Below are 18,180 nucleotides of genomic sequence, written 5' to 3'. Positions count from 1 at the left end.
GGGGCACGGGTGACACCCGGTGTCGGCTGCCCCCGACTACCCCGCCCCCGAATGCGAGCCCTATCCAGTCGCGCGGAATCCGGTGCTGCCGAAGTCCCCTCTTGGAACGTCCATGATGTGCTGTCCGCCGACTGATCATTTCGTGGCTACAACTCGCACCATTCACCCAGGTCGCGAGGCTCCCCGGTTTCGATGAAGTGCCACATGACGCCCCATGCATGATCGGCACTCAGGACAAAACGTCCGGTGAACTCAGCCTGCTCGTCCATGATCGGGACGTCGATCACGGTATTCGCGGCGACCGAGCCGTCCCCGACCAGAAGTGACGCCGTTTCGACGTCCTGGAACAGATGGAGGACTGCGTGATTGCCTCGGAAGCCCATGGTCAGGAGAGGGAACTCGCCCGTCGACAGCCGGACTTCGATGTATCCCTGGCCACGCGCGCGCAATTCGTCGTGAAGATCCGACAGACCCAGCATGTCCGAACCCCTCTCCACTGCGCAGAATCGCCCCGATCGCGGTGACGTCGCCGCCCACTTCACGCTGCTCATCACTGCACCTCCCGATCTGGCTCTGAGCCGGTGGTTCCACGGGCTTCCGCGAAGTCTTCGCCGCGGCACCCCAACACCGCGCATGACCACTCCAGGCCGAGCCACTGAACCGGACGCCAAGCATGGAGGAGTCTGGCACGCTCGCGTGGACCGGCCCAGACGGAGCCGAAGGACCTTGCGTTTCCTCGCTCCGGACGCGCTGTCGACGTTTCTCGCCGATGCCGGAATGGCGGTCGTAGAACAATTCGGAGACTGGGATCGCAGCCCGCTGACGGACGCCGGCCCGTAGACCATCACCTTCGCGCGTCGCCGGTGATGTACCACTCATCGCGCTCGGAAACGGGACACACGTCAGCTGGATGTGACCGCTCAGGTCGATGCCCTAGGTCGAGTTGAGTACGTGTGCTCACGTGTGAGGCCTCTCGCGTTGCCAGTATCGGTGCAGGCGCTCGACCGACGGCGCCGGTTCGATCCAGCGGAGACAGTTACGGAGAACACGCCATGGCCCGACGTATCGCCTTGTCAGTGACAGCCGGTGTCGTCGTCCTCGGTGGCGTCGGAGCCTTCGCCCTGGCCAACACCGAGGAACAACCCCCCACCCTGGCGCACAGCGTCGCCCACTACACCGCCCCCGAAGGCGACGGCCAAGGCACCTTCTCCTTCACCACCGAGGTGACGGCGTCCTCGGGTCTAAGGAGCCTGAAGGTGATGGCCTGGCCGGCGGATTCGTCCCTCGCCAAGATGGAGCCGACGGCCAAGGAGATGGCCGGAGCCGAGCCGGCGACCTGTGAGCCCGCCGGTGCGGACACGGTGCGATGCACCTACAAGACCGGTGTGGCAGGTGCGGAGGCCGCGGCGTCCCCGCACGGTGCCTGGTACGTTGCCGTACTCGCCACCGCCAAGGACGGCACAACGACCCTGGACGACAAGGCTGCGGCGTTCACCGTCGACTGAACACGACACTCTGGGGAACGACCGCTCGACCCGGGTGACTGGACACGCACTGAATCGGGTTCCGCCCGGAAGATCATGTGACTACCGGGCTGCACCGATGGAACGCGGCAGACGCACGACTACGACACCTTCGCCGAAGCGTACGCGGCGGAAACCGAGAACAACCTGGCTGCCCCGCTTGTGACGTGTGCGGGAGTGGTGGGGTGTGATGGAGTCGGAACCGTCGGAGCGGGCGTCGCCCGTACGGAACTCCGTGTCGCCGGGTGAATTCCTCGCGGCCGCGGCGGTCGCGGCTCGAGGGCCCATGGCCGGCGTATGGAGAGGCTGAGGTCGAGATGACGGACTTCGAGATGGCGGACTTCGAGCCTCAGCTCCCAAAGCCGTTCGCTGCCATCCTTCGTCATCGCGGCCAGGCGATCTGAGGCTGCCGGCGAGGCGCACCGGGCTTCGCTGCGGCTGAAATGTGGTCATTCGTACGGCGGAGTGCGGCGCGCGTCGCCTTGTGTGAACAGGCCACGCCCGATTGTCTGCGTCGCGTCAACCAGCATGTCCGCCGTCAGCCGGTATTTCCACTGACAGGCGGCTACTTCGGGAGTTATCGTGCGTGCACGAAGCCTATCTGTCGCGGCCGCAGCCGCTGCTCTCGTCCTGGTCCAGCCGGGCCCCGCCGTGGCGGCGGACGACCCCAGCACCACAGTCAACTTCACCGTCTCGTCCGGCGACTTGTCGTTGTCGGCACCGGTCAGCGCCAACCTCGGCTCCGGAGCGCCCGGCACCGCGATCAGCGGGGCGATCGGCGTCGTGACCGTCACCGACGACCGCGCCCTCGCCTTCGCCTCCTGGACGGCAACCGCGGCGGAGACGGACTTCACGAACGGGGCGTCGACGATCCCCGCCACCAACGCCAACTACGATCCCGGGTCGATTACGACGACCGGTACCATTACCGCCACCGGAACGCCCGTGACGCTGAGCCACACCGCGACGCCGGTAGTCACCGGGACCGAAGGCGTCGGAGACAACACCGCGACCTGGAACCCGACTGTCACCGTCAACGTGCCCGCCGGCGCCATCGGCGGGACCTACACCGGAACGCTGACCCAGTCCGTTGCCTGACGGAATGAAGGGTGCGCGCCGGTACTGGGTCCTACTGCTGGTGCTGGCCTTCGTACAAGCGGCCGGGGTGATGCCGGCAGCGGGACACGAGGCCCCCGGAGCGCCCTCCGGCCGGCACCCGGCTGCGAACAGGACCATCGGTATCAAGCTGCTCGACGCTCCGGAAAGCCGACGTGCCGATCCCAGGGCGCATGCCTACATCGTCGACCACCTCGCGCCCGGCTCGACCATCGAGCGGCGGGTGGAGGTCACCAACGAGTCGTCCACACCGATGCACGTCAGCGTCTACGCTGCGGCGGCCGCCATCGCGAAGGGTAAGTTCACCTTCGCGCCGCAGCGCACCCCCAACGAGCTGACCGGCTGGACGTCACTCGACACGGCGGACCTTGAGCTGGCGGCCTCCGAAACGGCGCGGGTACGGACCACCATCCGGGTTCCCAGGGACGCCGCCGCCGGTGAGCGATACGGCGTCATCTGGGCGCAGACGGGCACCGGTACGGACCGCTCGCACAATCTGACGATGCTGGGCCGGGTGGGCCTCCGGATGTACATCGACGTCGGTCCCGGTGGTGAGCCACCGTCGGACTTCAAGATCGAGCGGCTTTATCCGACCCGAGCCCGCGACGGTCGGGGTGAGCTTCGCGCCCGCATCCACAACACGGGGGGTCGTGCCCTGGACGTCAGCGGGGCACTCTCCCTCTTCGACGGACCGGGTGGACTGCGCGCTGGACCGTTCGCCGCCAAGACGGGCACCACACTGGCTCCGAGCGACCGTGCGGAAGCGGTCGTCCCGTTGGACGCACGGTTGCCGGACGGCCCATGGACCGTGAAGCTCACGCTCAAAAGCGGCCTGGTCGAGCACACCACGCGCGCCACCATCACCTTCCCGACGACTTTGGGTAGCGCAGGGGCGGTCGCCGCGTCGGCCGCCCAGCAAGGGCACTTGCCTACCTCTGTGGTCGCCGGGTTTTCAGCCCTCGTCCTCATCGCTTTGTGCCTTCTGCTCTCCAAGTTCCTCCGGCGCCGCCGGTGACGACTCCGACCGAGCCCCGCCCCCGCAGCCTGCTGATCTGCTCCGCGGGCGACGCATGACGTCGTCATCGAGCACGCCACTTTTTTGCGCCGACGGCATCCTCGCCGGCGCTGCGACCTGGGCGTACCCCGCGCCCACCCGATGTGTTTGTCGAGTCTCGTGTGCTCGCCGCGATCACGGTCGTGTCGTAATCACGAGCCCACTCGCGGAAGCGTAAAGATGAGTATCTACGGCTCGTTATGGACGGTTTGGAAACGGAGATGTCGGTGTTCAGGCAGGGGAGAGGGCGGGCTGGAGCAAGCTGCGGCACGGGAGGTAGCGGCGGCATGTCTCGATCGTCGCTGAGGGTGCGGGCCCGCAAGACGGGGGCGGTGGTGGCTGCCGGGCTAGCCATTCCGCCGATTGTCCTGGCCACAGCCTGGACCGCCACGGATCAGAGTTCCTACGTCGACCAGGCCAACGAGCGGACGGTGTCGGTGGTCGACACCGTCACCACCACAGGCCTCACCGAACCCAGTGGCACCGCCACCGCTGACCCCGGCGGCACCGACAGCAATGCCGGCACCGGCCTCACATTTACGGTCATCTCAGTCGGCCAACCGTCTCTGACCATCGCCAAGAATCACGCGAACACCTTCATCCAAGGCGAGGACGGCGTTTACACCATCACTGTGGGTTCCGCCGCCGCGGCCGGCCCGACCAATGGCACCACGGTCACCGTCCATGACATCCTCCCCGCAGGTCTTCGGGCCGGCAGGATCACGGGCGGGGGATGGCACTGCATTCTGGCCACCCTCACCTGTACCCGCAGCGACGTGTTGCCTGCCGGACACAGCTACCCGCCCGTTTCGTTGAAGGTCCACGTCCCCTGTAACGCCCGTGCACGGCTCACCAATATCGCTACCGTCACTGGAGGCGGTGACACCACCACCCACACCGCCACCGACACCACCACGATCAAGCACTACGAGCACCACGGGCGTGACGGCGGCGGGCACGACGGCCACGACAGGCGCCATGACCAGTGCGAGGGCCACGACCGCTGACAACGCTCAGCCCACGTCGGCGTAGCTGAAGGCGCGGAGCCGCCAACACCTCGATGTGCAGCGACGACATGTGCACAGTGGACTCCACCAGTGGATTGCCGCCGCTCCCGTGAAACCGTCAAGTGCGCACCAGGCCGGCTGGGCCGAGTACGGGTACTGCGCCGACTGCAACCGCTTCCAGTGGGGCCTGCGGTGGCACATGGCGTGCACTCTGCAGGGCCCGCCGACCGCCTTCGCCCTGACCGCGTCGCGGACCGACGAGCGCGAGACGCTGCTGGACCTCCGTCCGGCTCCGATGGTCGGCGACGGACCTCCTTGCGGTCCCTAGCCGCTGCTAGACGGTCGGCGGAAGGCCCTTCACGGGAGCGCCGGCCCTGGGGTCGCGGGCGTGTCATCTCCCTTTCGGGTGGACGGGGTTCGAAGGAGCAGACCCGCTTGTTCTTCCAGCAGAGCCACCGCGAGCAACTCGCCGTCGGCAGGCCCGAAGCGCTCACCCGCCTGCACATAGAGGCGTCGGACAGCCTCGGTCACGGTATGGGGCGTCGAGTTGTCCCGCGCGAGTGACACCACCATCGCCAGCTGCTCCTCGATGTGGTCGAGCCCGAAGGACGCCAAGTAGTCCCCGGCGAACAGCGCGGACAGATCAGTATGGATGAACGCACTGGAAGCAGGGCTGTCGGCGAGGACGTCGCGCAGTACGCCCACGTCGATCCCCATGCGGCTGCCTACCAGCAGTGCCTCCGCCGTGGCGACGGCTTGTCCGAACCACAGCAGATTGACCAGGAGTTTCGCCGTGTAGCCGGCGCCGTGACCCCCGACATGCACGATCCGGCCGGGATCGGCTACGGCTTCCAGGACTCGTCGGTGCCGGGCAAGCAGGGCGGGATCACCACCTACGAAAAGCCGCAGGGAACCCGCCTCGGCGTCCTTCGGGCCCCCGCCTATCGGGGCCTCGAGCACACCGACCCCGCGTTTGAGGACGCGCTCCCGGATGCGTGCCGACGCCGTCGGCGAATTGCTTGTCATGTCGATCCAGGTCGCCCCCGGCGCGAGGGCGTCCACCACGCGATCGTCCATCACGGCCGCGGCTTCGGAAGGACCCGGCACCACGGTGAGGAGTACCTCGGCCTCGGCGGCGGCCGCCGCCGAGGAGGGTGACCAACGTGCTCCCATGGCCAAGGCGGTCTCGGCTCGCCCTGGGTCGATGTCGTGCGCCACCACCTCGTGCCCCGCAGTGACCAGGTTGTCGCACATAGGGGCACCCATGCGCCCCAGTCCTATGAGCCCGATTTTCGACACGCCCTGAGCCTACGGGTCGTGCGGCCAATGATCACGCGACCGATTCCCTGAAGGGATCCGTGGGGATGATCTCCATCTTGTCGAAGAGTTGCTCCAGCGCCTCGTGTCCGTGACGTCTGCGGAACTCGATCTCGGCTGTCGTCACGGGCAGGGTCCACAGGATCCGGGCGTGACCCTCGGGCAGCGGACAGTGTTCAAGGTCGGGGCCGTACAGAAAAGGCAGGCTGATCAGCAGGTGATCGCAGGTCGAACCCGGCACCCATGATTCACCGATCGGCATGCTGTGCTTGATGTCGAGTTGATGCCTTCCACAGTGGTAAAAGGCGATCATCGCCGTGAGTTCGATGAACCGCTGATCACGGGTGCCCGCGGTCATGACGAACTCAAGTCCATGGCCGTGTTTGTTCATCGAGGCCCAGCATCCGGCGGTCACATAGGCCCAACTGTCGCTACGGGGGCCGGGACCCACGACGAGAACTCGTAGATCGGGCACTGACTCCCGTCGCTCCGGACCGAGATCGAAGTCGACAGCCTCCACGCTGTGCCCCATGAAGAACGCCCGGACATGCGACTCGACGGCCTTCGTGGCCAGCAGCCTTGCCTCGCTCACCGAACCATCATCGCAGATCGTGATCGGCTGCTCGTCGCTGACACAGCGTCATGACGCCGCGGGTATCGGCGTGTGGACCTGGCCGGCTGCTCGCGCTGACCGGACGACCTCTGCGGGCAGGCATTCGCTCGGGTCGTACTTCCCGGGAGTGTGGGCACAAGCCTGTGCGGCTCGGAGTTGACGACCGCGGCTGAGCTCACGTCGCAGGTGGCACCGTGGGCTTGCCCGAATCAGGCGGGCGGAGAGGTGTGCGGCTGTCGACTTGCCGGTTGAAGGGCGGTGATGCCGCTGAGGACGAGATCGATTCCTGCGAGGAACTGCTCGCGATCGTTGTGCTCGCGCAACTGGTCCGCGACGGCCCGGGTGAACGGGTATTCGTCGGGGTCGAGCGCTTCCCAGGCCTTCGACACGGTGTCGAGGAACTCGGTGCGGTCCATTTCGGGCCCGAGACCGTCGGCGTACGCGGAGTTCGCGGCGTTCTGGCCGGCGGCGCCGAGAATGTAGTGCACCAACACCGAGGTCGACGTGAACCAACTGCGCTCGGGTACCCCCAGCGCGCGGACCTGCCGACCGATGCTTTCGAAGATCCGCGGCGTCACCGACCCCGAGGAGTTGCTGGAGAGCTGGGTCGAGAGCTGTGTGGCGAGCCATGGGTGTTCATCGATCGCGTGGAACAGACCGAGCGCGACGGCGCGGATCTCGTCCTGCGGCGAGTCCGCCGACTCGGCGCGCTCGATGGCCAGAGCGGCGGCGACAACGGCTTCGGTCGCGGCACCGAGCAGCTCGCTCTTGTTCGCCACATGCCAGTAGATCGCCCCGGGCCCGGTGGCGAGGCGGGGCGCTGTTCGCCAACGCGCCGGGGAAGGCGATCCAGGCCCATCGGGAGAGCGGCGGGACCCTTCACGCCTATGTGGCGCTCTCCAGGCCCCAGGACTGGTTCTCCGGCATCGACTTCACCGATCCCGCGGCGGCCACCGCCCGGATTGCGCAGGAGTTCGACAGCTGGGCGCCGGAGCTCACCGCTCTGATCACCGACAGTGACACCGCACCGGTGTTGCGTCCCCTCAACGCCCTTGCCGATCGGGCACCGGTGGGATCGCGTGCCCGGGGTGACCCTGCTGGGCGACGCCGCCCACCTCTCCCCGCCGAACGGCGAGGGCGCAAACCTGGCCATGTACGACGGTGCGGAGCTGGGAACGGCCATCGCCGCGCACCCCGATGACGCCGAGGCCGCGTTCGTCCAGTACGAGCGGGCCCTCTTCCTCCGCAGCGCCGAAGCCGCCGCCGAGGCCGCCCGTGACTTCGAGCTCTGCTTCGGCGGCGACGCGCCCCGCAGCCTCATCCGACTGCTTTCCGGACACGAGCAGACCCGGTGAGCCGGACCAGGGGGTCGTGTGGGCGCGTGGGCTTCGAGGATTCGGCCGGCGTGCGCGGATGGGGCCGACGCTCCTTCGGGGAGGTGGACCGGCGTCATTGCAGGTGGATCCGGGCCCTCCTTGCAGGGGCTGAACGTGTCCGGGGAACCGGCACTGCACTGGTCGCGTGACGAGCCCTGTCAAGCACCGCCGCCGTTCTGTGCCAGGCCGGGAATCTGTGCCCGGGGGAGGGAGATGCTCCACTGGTGGCTCCAGTGATGCTAAATTTGGTGTCATGAGTGCCATCACATTGCGGATCCCCGACGCCATGGACAAGCAGCTGCGTGACGCTGCTGCGGACGCTCCGTCACTGAACGACTACATCCTCAAGGCGGTGCGTCGGCAGATGACCCTTGACGCGGGACGCAAGCTGGCGGCTGTCGAACCCCTCGACCTCGAGGGTGAGGGCGACGCCCTGTGACCATCCGCAAGGGCGACGTCTTTGACGTCGACACCGGCAAGGGCGTGCGCACGGTACTCGTCGTCAGCCTCGACGGGCTTGCGGAGGCGTACGGAGCAGTGGTCGCGCTCGTCCTCCATGCCCCGGCCGCGCACCCCGACACAGCGATGAGCGTGCGGCTGACCTCCCCCCTTGAAGCCTCGGTTGTCGCCGTCAACCTGCTCCAGCTCGCCGCCTCGCGGTTCGACACCGCCACGCTGCACGGCAATGTGGGCCCCGAACAGCGGGCGCTTGTGGACAACGCGTTGCGCGCTGTACTCGACCTGTAGCGCGCCAGGCATCGACAGCGCCCCGAGGGGCTACAGCACCCGACGGGCATCGTCCTCGACGACAGAGCACGCGACGGCACAGGGCATCACTGGCGCATGTGCGGCTTTGTCCCCGCACTGTCACTGCTTCAGGTGACTTTCGCCTTGGGCCTGTTCGCGACGCCCCGTGGCCGTCAACGGGACCAGCGACGGGGGCGCCGTCAGGCAGCGTCGACGGGCGCCTGGGGGAGGTAGTCTGCACAAGTGACATCGGATGTTCCCTTGAACCCCGTAGAAGAGCGCTTCTGGCGTGCGCTGATGCGGGTGATGGTTGCGCTGCCGAAGGCCTTGGACGACGACCTCCTGAAAGCAACCGGACTGACGATGTCCGAGTATGCGGTCCTGGTACACCTGTCCGAGGCCGCCGAACGGGAGATGCGGATGACAGATCTCGCGGCGGCGACGGCTCTGTCTGTCAGTCGTATCTCGCGAGTGGTGAACGCGATGCAGGCACGGGGCTGGGTGGAGAAGCGACGCGATGTGCACGACGCCCGGGGCAGCATGGCAAGCCTGACGGCCGAAGGCTGGCGGAGACTTTCGGCTGCCTATCCGACAAACCTGGCGAGCGCGCGCAAGCGCGTCGTCGACCATCTGGACAAGAACTCGATGGCAGCCCTGGCCGAGCAGCTCGAGACCGTCGCCGCGCGGCTCGACTGAGTTCCCTTCAGGACGACGTGCGCAGCCGTCGGCTGCCCGTGCTGCTCCGCCCGGGTGCCGTTGCCCAGCCCGACCGCGTCGGCTCGCCCGCGGTCGGCGAACGCGTGAACGTCAGCCCTTCTGGAGCCCCTGAGCAGACGGCCCCTCCAGAGCGAAGGTCAGGCGGGGACGGTGAAGATGCGGTACTCGGAAACCGTCGTGAAGCCGAAACGTCGATACAGCGGTTCACCCGCGGGGCTCGCCACGAGCGCGGCGAGTCGCATCCCGCGTTCACGGCCCACTTGAAGCGCTGCCGAGGTCAATGCTCCGCCGATGCCTCGCCGGCGATGGGCTTCGGCCACATGGACGAGGAAGATCCCCGCCACCTCCTGCGCCGTGATCACCACGGTTGTACCCACAACTCGGCCGTCCAGCACAGCGGCCAGTCGGACGATGTCCGCGTTGTCCTCGCGCTTCGACTCGATCCGCACCATGTCGGCTTCAAGCCCGGGTGGGATGCCCATGGAAGTGCTGTATGTGCGTACGAGTTCCGTCAACCGGTCCAGGTCCCTGACCTCCTCAATACGAAGGTCGGTCGGTGCGTCGCTCAGTTGGGTGACTCGGTCGAGCGGTCGCACCATCACCGGAACAGCGGTCAACTCCGCCGCACCACTCTGCTCAAGGGCGGTCGGAGTGTCTTCGGGGCTGTCGGGGCCGACCCACCACCACCAGGGCACTCCGGCGAGGTGAGCTCGAGTCGTGGCCACCGCCCCTTCGATGGTGCTCAAGGAACGGACACGGACCACACCGTTGAACTGGGGGGTGGTGAGCCCGCTGCGGAAGTAGTCGACTTCACCCTCGTGGGGCCGACCCTCGTCCCATCCCGTGAGGTACTGACGAAAGTTGGCGAATACTCGCGCCGATTCGGCGGCGTCCCATATGTTCACTTCTGTGTGTTTCCGTTTCTCGTCGACCGGGTGGATGCCGTCCGCGGACCCCTGAGCGACACTCTGGGGCCGGGGTCAGCGACGGAATGCGCGGAGCACCATGTCCCCGTAGCGACGCCAGGTCTGCGGATCGTGCTCGTTGTACCGGACCAATTGCAGCGCTGCGCCGCACAGCAGCACGCGGAGGTCCTGCTCTTCGACATCGTCGCGAAGTGCGCCGGCGGCCCGCGCGCTCGCCATCAGGTGCACCAACTTCTCCAGGACGGAAGCGGCCGCCGGAGACGAGGCGTCCGCCAGTCGCTCCGCCAGGAGCCGGTCACCGGCCAGGGTCTCGAAGAGTTCGGTGACGTAGCGGCGGAAGCCTTCGTAGGGATCGGCCTCGCGCTGTGCTTCCGCCGCGCGCAGCTCGAACTCCTGAAGGCACAACTGTGTGATCGTCTCGACCAGGCCTTCCTTGGTGGGGAAGCTGCGGTAGACCGTCGCCTTACCGACCTGCGCCCTTGCCGCGATCTGCGGGACGGTCGCTTGAGTGCCACATTCGCGGAACACCTCCACGGCGGCGGCGATCACCCGCTCATGGTTGCGGCGGGCGTCCGCCCGCTTCGGGGACGTGGCGGCTTGTTGTGCCATGGAAGCCTTCGAAGGTTTCATCGGTCGGGCTGTCTGTGCAGGATCCCGGTGCTCCGACCCTCGTGGCCGACCGGTGGTCCGCGGGCTCCGCAGGGCCGGGGAGGGGGCCGCCGGGGAGCCTGCCGGAGTCAGCCGGAAGTGCCGTTGTCGGGGGTGTCCAGTATCGGTTCGTCACCATATATTTTGGTCACCTCGACGTCCAGCACGGTGGAGATGCGGCCGAACGTCCAGTAGTACCCGATCACCTGGAGTACCTCGACCAGTTCCCGCTCGCTGGGAAACTGTCGTGCGGTGTCGAAAACGGCGTCGGCGGTACGCGGGCGCTGCACGATTTCGGCTGTGAAACGGAGCAGTGCGCTGTCTCGCGGAGACAATTCGGCGTCGTCGAGTTGTCTGGAACGTATGAGTTGCCGGGTCCCTTCGCCGACACCGGCCGCTTGTGACATGGGGTTGTGCTGGGCCGCGACGAAAGTGCTTTCGGTGTATTCGGCCACCGTGAGAATCACCAGCTCTCGCGAACGGGCCGACAGTTGGAGTGCTGTGAATTGTGCCTTCGCGAGCTCGATGAACGGCTTCACTGTGCCTGCCGAGTGCGACAGCATCTTGACCATCGGGTCGGGCGGCAGGGTGGTGAGAAAGTCGCGGATCTCCTCTGGGAATGAGGCAGCGTTTGGATCGTTCAGGCGGGGCATGTCACTCTCCGATGGTGTAGCCGGTTTCGTCCGGGTCGATGCTGAACCCGGTCTCGCTCAGGTGACGGAACCGTCCGTCCTCGGTGAACGTGCCGAATATGGTGACTTCCCGGTGCTGTGTGGAGCCGTCTTTCAGGGTGATGTGGAAAGTGTGCCGTTCGGCGTAGGTGTCGCCGCTGCGTATTTCGTCGAGCACCGTCACCGTGCCCTCGGTGACCTCGCCGCGGATGCGGGCGACCATCTCCGTGAACTCGTCACGTTGCTGCGTTTTTCCGTCACTGCGGTGTGTGTAGTCGGGGGCGTAGTACCGATCGAGGATCTGCTGCAGATCGAGCCCCGGTTCTGGTTCGAAGACCAGGGCCCGGAGGGCTTCGCTGATACGGGCGTGACTCATCAGGGGTTCCTCAGGGGGAGTGGGCAGTAACGGACTCCAGGGTCCGGTTCTGGTCGGATGCTACCGGACTCCCGAGTCCGTTTGAGGGGTGAGCGTCGTCACACGTCGGCGAGGTCCGCCGGCCCCTCGCAGGTCGGTGTTCGCTTGCTCGCCCGCGGTCGCCAGGTGAGCTTCGAGTCTCCCCGGAGCGACGCGGCATCCATGGCGGCGGCGGGCCCGAATGGGAAAGTAGTTGCTTGCGTAGGCATCTATGTATGATGGCGCCGCCCTGGGAACAGGTGCGATCGCGTTGTCCCACGGTGGCTCCGTCCGCGCAGGTGCCGGAGCGGTGCCAGTGGTCGATCGCGTCCCGGACTTCGGGGGAGTGCACGGCAGTTCGCCACCGCAGCGGCGCGAGTGACGGCTCCGCCGATCTGTTTTCACCACATCCAATCGATAGGAACTTCAGTGAAGTCAGCGGTCAGTGAGCGCATGGCGGATGTGCGCGACATGTACATGGCGCACACCATGATGCGTCGGGAATTCCGGCTGCTCCCGCAGCTGGTGCGTGATGTGGCATCGGGTGACGTCAGGCGGGCGGAGGTCGTCGGCGCCCATGCGGAGCTGATGTGCCTGCTCCTGCACCTGCACCACGAGGGGGAGGACGTGGTGCTGTGGCCGCTGCTGCTCGAGCGTGGTGGCCAGGAGGCCCTGGCGATCGTTCCCACCATGGAGGAGCAGCACCATGCGATCGAGCAGGCGCACGCGGAGGTGACGTCCCTGCTGTCCGACTGGCGTTTCACAGCGCAGGGAGGGGGCCGACTCGCCGATGCCCTCGAAGGTCTGCTGACGGTGCTCCTGGACCATATGGCGCTGGAGGAGAAGGAGATCCCCCCCCGGCCGCGCAGCACGTCACGGCGGCGGAGTGGGAGCAGTTGGGGCAGCACGGGATGGCCGAGAGCCCGAAGAAGACCCTCCCGCTCGCCTTCGGCATGGTGATGTACGAGGGTGACCCCGAGGTCGTCAAGGCGGTACTGGCCCATGCCCCGCTTCCGGCCCGCGTCCTCATGCCGATCATCGGCCCGCGCCTTTACGCCTCGCATGCCAAGCGGGTCCACGGCACGTCCAACCCGCCCCGTGTGGGGACCAACTGATCAAGCCGGCCCGTTCCGTCCGACCGCATCACGCTGTAACCCGGCTGCGGCGCAGCCTGCCGTTGTGCCGCAGCCGTCCTGAGCTCTCAGGTTCGACATGCCGTTCAGGAGGCGTCCGAGAGTGGACGGATCCGGGGTCCGTCGTTCGACGTGGGTCGGTAGGCTCGTGTGGGCCGACCTTGAGCAGATTGTGAGCCGCAGCGTGATTCGAGACCTCTACAACGTCCGGGTGCGGCATGTGGAGGACGCCGACGCTTCACTCACCGAAGAAGAAGAGCGACGCTTCCGGGCTGTGTTGTTCAGCGAACTCGGCAACAAGATCGCTGACCAGGGTTGGGCACGTTTTCCGGCGTACACCCCGGAGGACCGCCGACGCCTGGTCGAGGTCGCACACCGCCTCAGTGGCTATTGGGGGCAGCAGGTGTTCGTCGAAGCCGAGGACCAATGCCGTATGAGGCACTGTCTCGCCGGATACGAAGTGCTGCCGGAACGCTCCTGAGTTCGGTGCCACCTCAGGACAGCTCGGCTCCTCAGGTGCCGGTCACCGCCAGGCGCGGGGTGAGGAGCCCGCGCTGCCCCTCCCACGAGACGGCCGAGTTGCACAGCCAGGTCAGAACGGCGCCGTTCTCGAAGGAGAACAGGTGCCGCCAGGCGTCCCCGATCCGGCCGAACGAGCCGAAGGACAGCGGATTGTCGTGGACGATCTGGCCGGCCGTCTTGCTCGGTGCGAGGAGCAGCCAGATCACGGGCAGCACGAAGAAGACCAGCAGGACGGCGAGCAGCAGGCCGATGATCACGGCGGATGCGGCTCTGGAGGGTGTGGTGCGGAGGCGCATGGGCGCCGGGTTCCAGGTCATTTCTCATCCAAGGTGAACATGTTCGAACGCCACACCAGCAGCCCGGCGCACAGCAGGCCCAGCACCAGGAGGAAGACGGAGATGGCGGCGGCGCCGTTGAAGTCGCCCTGCTGGAAGGCGTAGACGTAGGCGAGCTGGTTGGGGGACCAGGTCGGGCTGACCCTGCCCAGGCTGGCGGTCTGCAGCAGCCGCGGCTCGACGAACAGCTGGGTGCCGGCGGCGAAGGCGGTGTACGGCGGCACCGCGGCACGCTGGTACGGAACGGACACATGAACGTGCGCACGATCGGCCGCACCCCGGTTCGCGTCAGCCGACTCGGCTTCGGTGCGGCCCCCTTGGGCAACCTCTACCGCGCCGCCGACGACGACGCGGCACTCACCACCATCGAGGCCGCGTGGGCGGAGGGAGTGCGGCACTTCGACACGGCCCCGCACTACGGGCTCGGACTGTCCGAACTCCGGCTGGGTCGGGCACTCGCGCATCGGCCACGGGACGAGTTCACACTCGCCACCAAGGTGGGCCGGCTGCTGGTGCCGAATCCGCACCCCACCGGCTCCGATCTGTCGGCAGGCGGCTTTGCCGTGCCCGACACGTTGACCCGGCGCGCCGACTACTCCCGCGACGCTGTTCTGCGCAGTCTGGAGGCGAGCCGTGCTCGGCTCGGGGTCGACCGCATCAACATCGTCTACCTCCACGATCCGGACGAGCACATGGACACCGCCGTCGCACAGGCGCTGCCCGCCCTCGCGGAACTGCGACGACAGGGAGTCATCGGTGCCGTCGGCGTGGGCATGAACTCGGTCGCACCTCTGATGCGCTTCGTCATCGAGACCGACGTGGACGTGGTGATGGTGGCCGGCCGCTGGACCCTCGCCGACCGGACCGTGCTGCCGCTCCTGATCGAGTGCGCCGACCGGGGGGTGTCCGTCGTCGCTGCCGCACCCTTCAACTCCGGTCTCCTCAGTGACCCCGATCCTTCGGACGGCGCCTGTTTCGACTACCGATCGGCACCTCCGGACCTGCTGGCCCGAGCCCGCGCCCTGGCACAGGTCTGCCGCCGCCATGCGACGGTGCTGCCGCACGCGGCCATCCGCTTTCCGCTGCGGCACCCCGCCGTGGCGAGTGTCGTCGCCGGATTCCGTACGCCGCAGGAAGTACGCTCCGCGGTCCGCTGGGCTGAGCGGGACCTTCCCTCCCGGGCCTGGGAGGATTTGGAAGCCGTCGCCACCGACCCTCCGGAGCCCGGAACGGTGTACACGGGCGAGGGCACATCCCGGCAAGGCCGCAAGCATGGTGCATGACGGCATGCTCGACGTTCCGATGCCGCGCCGGGGGCCGAGGGCCGCGCCCGTCACACCCCGGGCGCGAGCGATCCGCGGCTGTCGGCGGTGGCACTCAGCGCGTGGTCCATGAATCGCCGTGGAGCCGGTGGGAGGCTGCGGGAGGCAAGCCAGGCGATGCCGATGTCGCGGGCGGCGTCGACGTCGGTCACCTCCAAGTAGCGGATGGGCAGAATCGGGTTGTCTTCCCCAGCCGTGGTTCCGGACGAGGCGGGGATCAAAGAGACGCCGAGGCCGGCCGCGACCAGCCCGCGCAGGGTCTCGACCTCCTCGCCCTCGAAGCCGACCACAGGCGTGAAGCCCGCCTGACGGCACAAGGTCTCGGTGACGCTGCGCAGCCCGTAGCCGGTCTTGAGCACGATGAAGGGCTCGTCGGCGACCTCGGCCAGACGGACCCGGCGGCGCTGAGCCATGCGGTGGCGTGCGGGGACGGCGAGCCGCAGGGGTTCGACGAGCAGGCGACGCCACGCGATCAACGGGTGGCCGGGATCCTTGCTGGTGATGGTCAGATCCGCGGTGGAGTCGAGGAGGTGCTGCGCCAGGCCGATCTCACCGTCCTGATGGAGTTCGAACCGGACCTTCGGGGCTGACTCGCGGAAGCCGGTGACCAGTCTCGGGACGAGCCATGTGCCCAGAGTGTGCAGAAAGGCGACCGACACGACCCCTGCGTCGGGGTCGACGACCTCGGCGACGGCCCGCAGGCCGCGGTCGTAGCTGTCCAGCACGGAGCCGACGTACTCCTTGAACACACGTCCTGCCTGGGTGAGTTGGAGGACACGGCCGACACGCTGGAAGAGTTCGGCACCGGCCTCCTTCTCCAGCCGGTTCAAGGCCCGTGACAGGGCCGGCTGGGTGATGTGCGCCTCCGCCGCTGCATCGGTCACCGTCGCACCCTCGGCCACGGCCTGGAAGGAGCGCAGTACCTGGAGATCCATTTCCACATTCTCACATCGCGTGGCTCGAAGCGACGCTCACGGTGGTCTGCGGCGCAGGACCGGGTGCGGCATGGAGAGCGCGCGCGGTCACGGCGTCGCAGAGTTCTTCCGCCGATGTGATGGCCCTCTCCCAGTCCGGCAGTTCCGTTCCGCGCAGGACCGGCTCACGGCGGGCTTGTACTGCGGCTCTGCGCGCGTCGGCCAGTTGGCGGTAGGCGTCGCGGCGCAGGGCCTGGCGTCGATCGGGGCCGACGGTGGGGGAGAGGTCCCGGTAGCGGTGGGCGGCGGCGAGCGCCGCCTGGGTCCGGCTGTCCGCACGGCTGAGGGCGGAGCGGGGCCAGGCGACGAAGTGGACGACGAGTACCAGGGCGGCGGCCAGCGTGGTGTCCAGGATGCGCGCACCGTAGAGCGCGCGGTGATCACCCAGCAGGTCGACGAGGACGAACACCACGGCCGTCAGACCCGTGGTGGCGAGCGCATAGTGATGGCGCACCCCGACGGCCATCAGCGCACCGAAGAACGCCACCACGCCGATGAACGCGTACGTGCTGTGGATCGCCATCGACACCGCCCCGATGGCCGCCACGCCGACGACGGTTCCGACACATCGGTGCAACGCCCGGCGGAACACCGGTCCGAAGTCCGGCTTGTACACGAAGGCAACGGTCATGGGCAGCCAGTAGGCGCGAGGGCTGTGCAGGAGGCCGGCGCACACCTGCGCGGCCAGCACGCACAGGGCGAGCAGCAGGGCGTACCGAAGATGTGCCTGCCGGGCCGGGCGTGGAGAGGCCGGGGCGTCCAGGGCGGTGTCCACGCGTTCCGCGTCGGCCGTCACGCTCAGACGCGCGAGGGCACGCAGCCCCGGTGAGTCCGGCGCGAAGTCCTGCGCCACGGGGACGGCCCCGTCGTTGCGGACCGGCAGCAGCCGAGCGGACATCACCAGCGGCACCCGGCTGACGACCGCCGGGAGCGGGCGTGCTTCCCACTGGAGCGTGGTCACTGCCTCGCCCAGCCGGACGGCGAGCCGGAACGCCCGAAGCAGCGGCTCGACCCGTGCGTCGGGCGGCTGTCGCCGAGCGGCCGTCAGGTGTCGGTCCATTGCCTGGTGGGCGTTGTCGAGGGCGTCCGTGAGGTGCCGCCGGGTCTCGGCGGCACCGGGAGTACCGGCCGCCGCCAACGCCGTGGACGCCGCACGGAATACGGCGAGGAGAGCGGCACGCTCGATTTGGTGCCGCCGCAACAGCCAAGGGGCCGCCGACAGGACCAGGACGAAGCCCACACCCGCGAACAGCGCGAGAGGCGCCTGCCACCAGGGCCCCGGAACCGGGATCCCGCTGCCGATCGTCACGCCGAGCAGGAGGTGCATGCCCGCCACCGACCAGATCCGCCCGCGCAGACCGATCGCCCCCGCGACCAGCGCCGCCACGACCAGACAGGCCGTCACAACCGCCGACGGCCCGTTGCGCAGCGCGAGTTCACCGCCGACCAGGCCCAGTGAGGCGGACAAGCCCAGCGCGACGAACCGCCCGACCCGCGACCGATAGGGGTCCGAACCGTCCTGTCCCACGGCCCACAGGGCACCGATGGCCGCGATCACGGAAGGGACGACCCAACCCGTCAGTACGCCTATGAGCAGCGGTGTGGCGAGTGCGACGGCTCCCCGCACCGCCGCCGCGAGCGGCAACGAGGAGAGCGGCCGGCCGACGGCGCGCAGCAGTCGTGCCGGCGCCGGCGTTCCCGAAGAGGGGCCGGGGCCGGTCCGCATCGCCGGTGTCATGCGGCTGTTCCACCTTTCAAGGTGCGATGGCGAGGGAGTGTCCGTGG

At 67.9% G+C, this 18,180-nt stretch carries 21 protein-coding genes and 4 pseudogenes; 13 read left to right on the top strand and 12 right to left on the bottom strand.

Annotation, left to right across the window (positions count from 1 at the left end):
- Positions 1 to 146: 146 nt before the first annotated feature.
- A complete protein-coding gene (locus tag ADL25_RS38955; protein WP_059132749.1) occupies positions 147 to 551 on the bottom strand; it encodes a hypothetical protein in 405 nt (134 codons plus the stop codon).
- Positions 552 to 1,052: 501 nt separating this feature from the next.
- Between ADL25_RS38955 and ADL25_RS38950 the strand changes: the two genes are divergently transcribed.
- From ADL25_RS38950 to ADL25_RS38930, 5 genes and pseudogenes are all read left to right on the top strand, one after another.
- Positions 1,053 to 1,505, top strand: coding sequence for a DUF5707 domain-containing protein (locus ADL25_RS38950; protein WP_059132635.1), 453 nt, complete (start codon positions 1,053 to 1,055; stop codon positions 1,503 to 1,505).
- Between the two features lie 600 nt (positions 1,506 to 2,105).
- Entirely contained in the window at positions 2,106 to 2,621 is a 516-nt protein-coding gene (locus ADL25_RS38945; RefSeq protein ID WP_199839287.1) for a hypothetical protein, read from the top strand.
- A gap of 4 nt (positions 2,622 to 2,625) precedes the next feature.
- Positions 2,626 to 3,654 (top strand): peptidase, encoded by a 1,029-nt coding sequence (locus ADL25_RS38940; protein WP_199839286.1) that lies wholly within the window; start codon positions 2,626 to 2,628, stop codon positions 3,652 to 3,654.
- A 326-nt stretch (positions 3,655 to 3,980) separates the two neighbouring features.
- Complete coding sequence (locus ADL25_RS38935; RefSeq protein WP_159045108.1) at positions 3,981 to 4,700, top strand: DUF11 domain-containing protein; 720 nt, start codon at positions 3,981 to 3,983, stop codon at positions 4,698 to 4,700.
- A 38-nt stretch (positions 4,701 to 4,738) separates the two neighbouring features.
- Positions 4,739 to 4,992, top strand: a pseudogene (locus ADL25_RS38930) (IS982 family transposase); the annotation flags it as partial.
- Between the two features lie 65 nt (positions 4,993 to 5,057).
- Here ADL25_RS38930 and ADL25_RS38925 read toward each other — a convergent pair.
- The 3 genes and pseudogenes from ADL25_RS38925 to ADL25_RS51185 all read right to left on the bottom strand — a co-directional run.
- The gene (locus ADL25_RS38925; RefSeq protein WP_059132631.1) at positions 5,058 to 5,999 is read right to left on the bottom strand and encodes an NAD(P)-dependent oxidoreductase; all 942 of its coding nucleotides are present in this window, start codon (positions 5,997 to 5,999) and stop codon (positions 5,058 to 5,060) included.
- 31 nt (positions 6,000 to 6,030) lie between these two features.
- Positions 6,031 to 6,609 carry a suppressor of fused domain protein gene (locus tag ADL25_RS38920; protein WP_059132630.1) on the bottom strand — a complete coding sequence of 193 codons (579 nt, stop codon included), beginning with the start codon at positions 6,607 to 6,609 and terminating at the stop codon, positions 6,031 to 6,033.
- 230 nt (positions 6,610 to 6,839) lie between these two features.
- Positions 6,840 to 7,445: pseudogene (locus ADL25_RS51185) on the bottom strand (TetR/AcrR family transcriptional regulator C-terminal domain-containing protein); the annotation flags it as partial.
- On the opposite strand from ADL25_RS51185, the pseudogene ADL25_RS38910 reads away from it, so the two are divergent.
- The 4 genes and pseudogenes from ADL25_RS38910 to ADL25_RS38895 all read left to right on the top strand — a co-directional run.
- Positions 7,442 to 7,985, top strand: a pseudogene (locus tag ADL25_RS38910) (FAD-dependent oxidoreductase); the annotation flags it as partial. The pseudogenes ADL25_RS51185 and ADL25_RS38910 overlap by 4 nt on opposite strands.
- Positions 7,986 to 8,259: 274 nt before the next feature.
- Positions 8,260 to 8,445, top strand: a complete 186-nt coding sequence (locus ADL25_RS38905) for a hypothetical protein (RefSeq protein WP_059132629.1) — start codon at positions 8,260 to 8,262, stop codon at positions 8,443 to 8,445.
- On the top strand, positions 8,442 to 8,753 hold the full coding sequence (locus ADL25_RS38900; RefSeq protein WP_107116822.1) for a hypothetical protein: 312 nt from the start codon (positions 8,442 to 8,444) through the stop codon (positions 8,751 to 8,753). Before ADL25_RS38905 ends, ADL25_RS38900 begins: the two co-directional genes overlap by 4 nt.
- Positions 8,754 to 8,996: 243 nt before the next feature.
- Entirely contained in the window at positions 8,997 to 9,449 is a 453-nt protein-coding gene (locus ADL25_RS38895) for a MarR family winged helix-turn-helix transcriptional regulator (protein ID WP_059132628.1), read from the top strand.
- Positions 9,450 to 9,607: 158 nt separating this feature from the next.
- Here ADL25_RS38895 and ADL25_RS38890 read toward each other — a convergent pair whose 3' ends face one another.
- From ADL25_RS38890 to ADL25_RS38875, 4 genes are all read right to left on the bottom strand, one after another.
- A complete protein-coding gene (locus tag ADL25_RS38890; protein WP_115974370.1) occupies positions 9,608 to 10,375 on the bottom strand; it encodes a GNAT family N-acetyltransferase in 768 nt (255 codons plus the stop codon).
- 75 nt (positions 10,376 to 10,450) lie between these two features.
- The gene (locus ADL25_RS38885) at positions 10,451 to 10,945 is read right to left on the bottom strand and encodes a TetR/AcrR family transcriptional regulator (RefSeq protein ID WP_234381224.1); all 495 of its coding nucleotides are present in this window, start codon (positions 10,943 to 10,945) and stop codon (positions 10,451 to 10,453) included.
- Positions 10,946 to 11,133: 188 nt separating this feature from the next.
- Positions 11,134 to 11,697 carry a carboxymuconolactone decarboxylase family protein gene (locus ADL25_RS38880; protein ID WP_059132625.1) on the bottom strand — a complete coding sequence of 188 codons (564 nt, stop codon included), beginning with the start codon at positions 11,695 to 11,697 and terminating at the stop codon, positions 11,134 to 11,136.
- 1 nt (position 11,698) lies between these two features.
- Complete coding sequence (locus ADL25_RS38875; protein ID WP_059132624.1) at positions 11,699 to 12,091, bottom strand: nuclear transport factor 2 family protein; 393 nt, start codon at positions 12,089 to 12,091, stop codon at positions 11,699 to 11,701.
- A 447-nt stretch (positions 12,092 to 12,538) separates the two neighbouring features.
- On the opposite strand from ADL25_RS38875, the gene ADL25_RS38870 reads away from it, so the two are divergent.
- The 3 genes from ADL25_RS38870 to ADL25_RS38865 all read left to right on the top strand — a co-directional run bounded on the left by ADL25_RS38870 (position 12,539) and on the right by ADL25_RS38865 (position 13,723).
- Positions 12,539 to 13,069, top strand: coding sequence for a hemerythrin domain-containing protein (locus ADL25_RS38870; RefSeq protein WP_234381223.1), 531 nt, complete (start codon positions 12,539 to 12,541; stop codon positions 13,067 to 13,069).
- The gene (locus ADL25_RS51180) at positions 13,021 to 13,224 is read left to right on the top strand and encodes a hypothetical protein (RefSeq protein ID WP_234381222.1); all 204 of its coding nucleotides are present in this window, start codon (positions 13,021 to 13,023) and stop codon (positions 13,222 to 13,224) included. Before ADL25_RS38870 ends, ADL25_RS51180 begins: the two co-directional genes overlap by 49 nt.
- Before the next feature lie 121 nt (positions 13,225 to 13,345).
- Positions 13,346 to 13,723, top strand: coding sequence for a hypothetical protein (locus tag ADL25_RS38865; protein WP_234381221.1), 378 nt, complete (start codon positions 13,346 to 13,348; stop codon positions 13,721 to 13,723).
- A gap of 31 nt (positions 13,724 to 13,754) precedes the next feature.
- Here ADL25_RS38865 and ADL25_RS38860 read toward each other — a convergent pair whose 3' ends face one another.
- Complete coding sequence (locus tag ADL25_RS38860; RefSeq protein ID WP_059132623.1) at positions 13,755 to 14,081, bottom strand: hypothetical protein; 327 nt, start codon at positions 14,079 to 14,081, stop codon at positions 13,755 to 13,757.
- Positions 14,078 to 14,311, bottom strand: a pseudogene (locus ADL25_RS38855) (sugar ABC transporter permease); the annotation flags it as partial. The gene ADL25_RS38860 and the pseudogene ADL25_RS38855, both read right to left, overlap by 4 nt.
- 39 nt (positions 14,312 to 14,350) lie before the next feature.
- On the opposite strand from ADL25_RS38855, the gene ADL25_RS38850 reads away from it, so the two are divergent.
- Complete coding sequence (locus tag ADL25_RS38850; RefSeq protein ID WP_063805830.1) at positions 14,351 to 15,382, top strand: aldo/keto reductase; 1,032 nt, start codon at positions 14,351 to 14,353, stop codon at positions 15,380 to 15,382.
- 50 nt (positions 15,383 to 15,432) lie between these two features.
- On the opposite strand, the gene ADL25_RS38845 is transcribed toward ADL25_RS38850, so the two are convergent.
- Positions 15,433 to 16,356, bottom strand: a complete 924-nt coding sequence (locus ADL25_RS38845) for a LysR family transcriptional regulator (protein ID WP_059132621.1) — start codon at positions 16,354 to 16,356, stop codon at positions 15,433 to 15,435.
- 10 nt (positions 16,357 to 16,366) lie between these two features.
- A complete protein-coding gene (locus ADL25_RS38840; protein ID WP_234381220.1) occupies positions 16,367 to 18,133 on the bottom strand; it encodes an FUSC family protein in 1,767 nt (588 codons plus the stop codon).
- Positions 18,134 to 18,180: the final 47 nt, after the last annotated feature.

The sequence above is a fragment of the Streptomyces sp. NRRL F-5122 genome, from assembly GCF_001507435.1.
Classification (GTDB): domain Bacteria; phylum Actinomycetota; class Actinomycetes; order Streptomycetales; family Streptomycetaceae; genus Streptomyces; species Streptomyces lannensis.
Note: the sequence above shows the minus strand (reverse complement) of the source record. Positions and strands in the feature narration are given on the sequence as shown.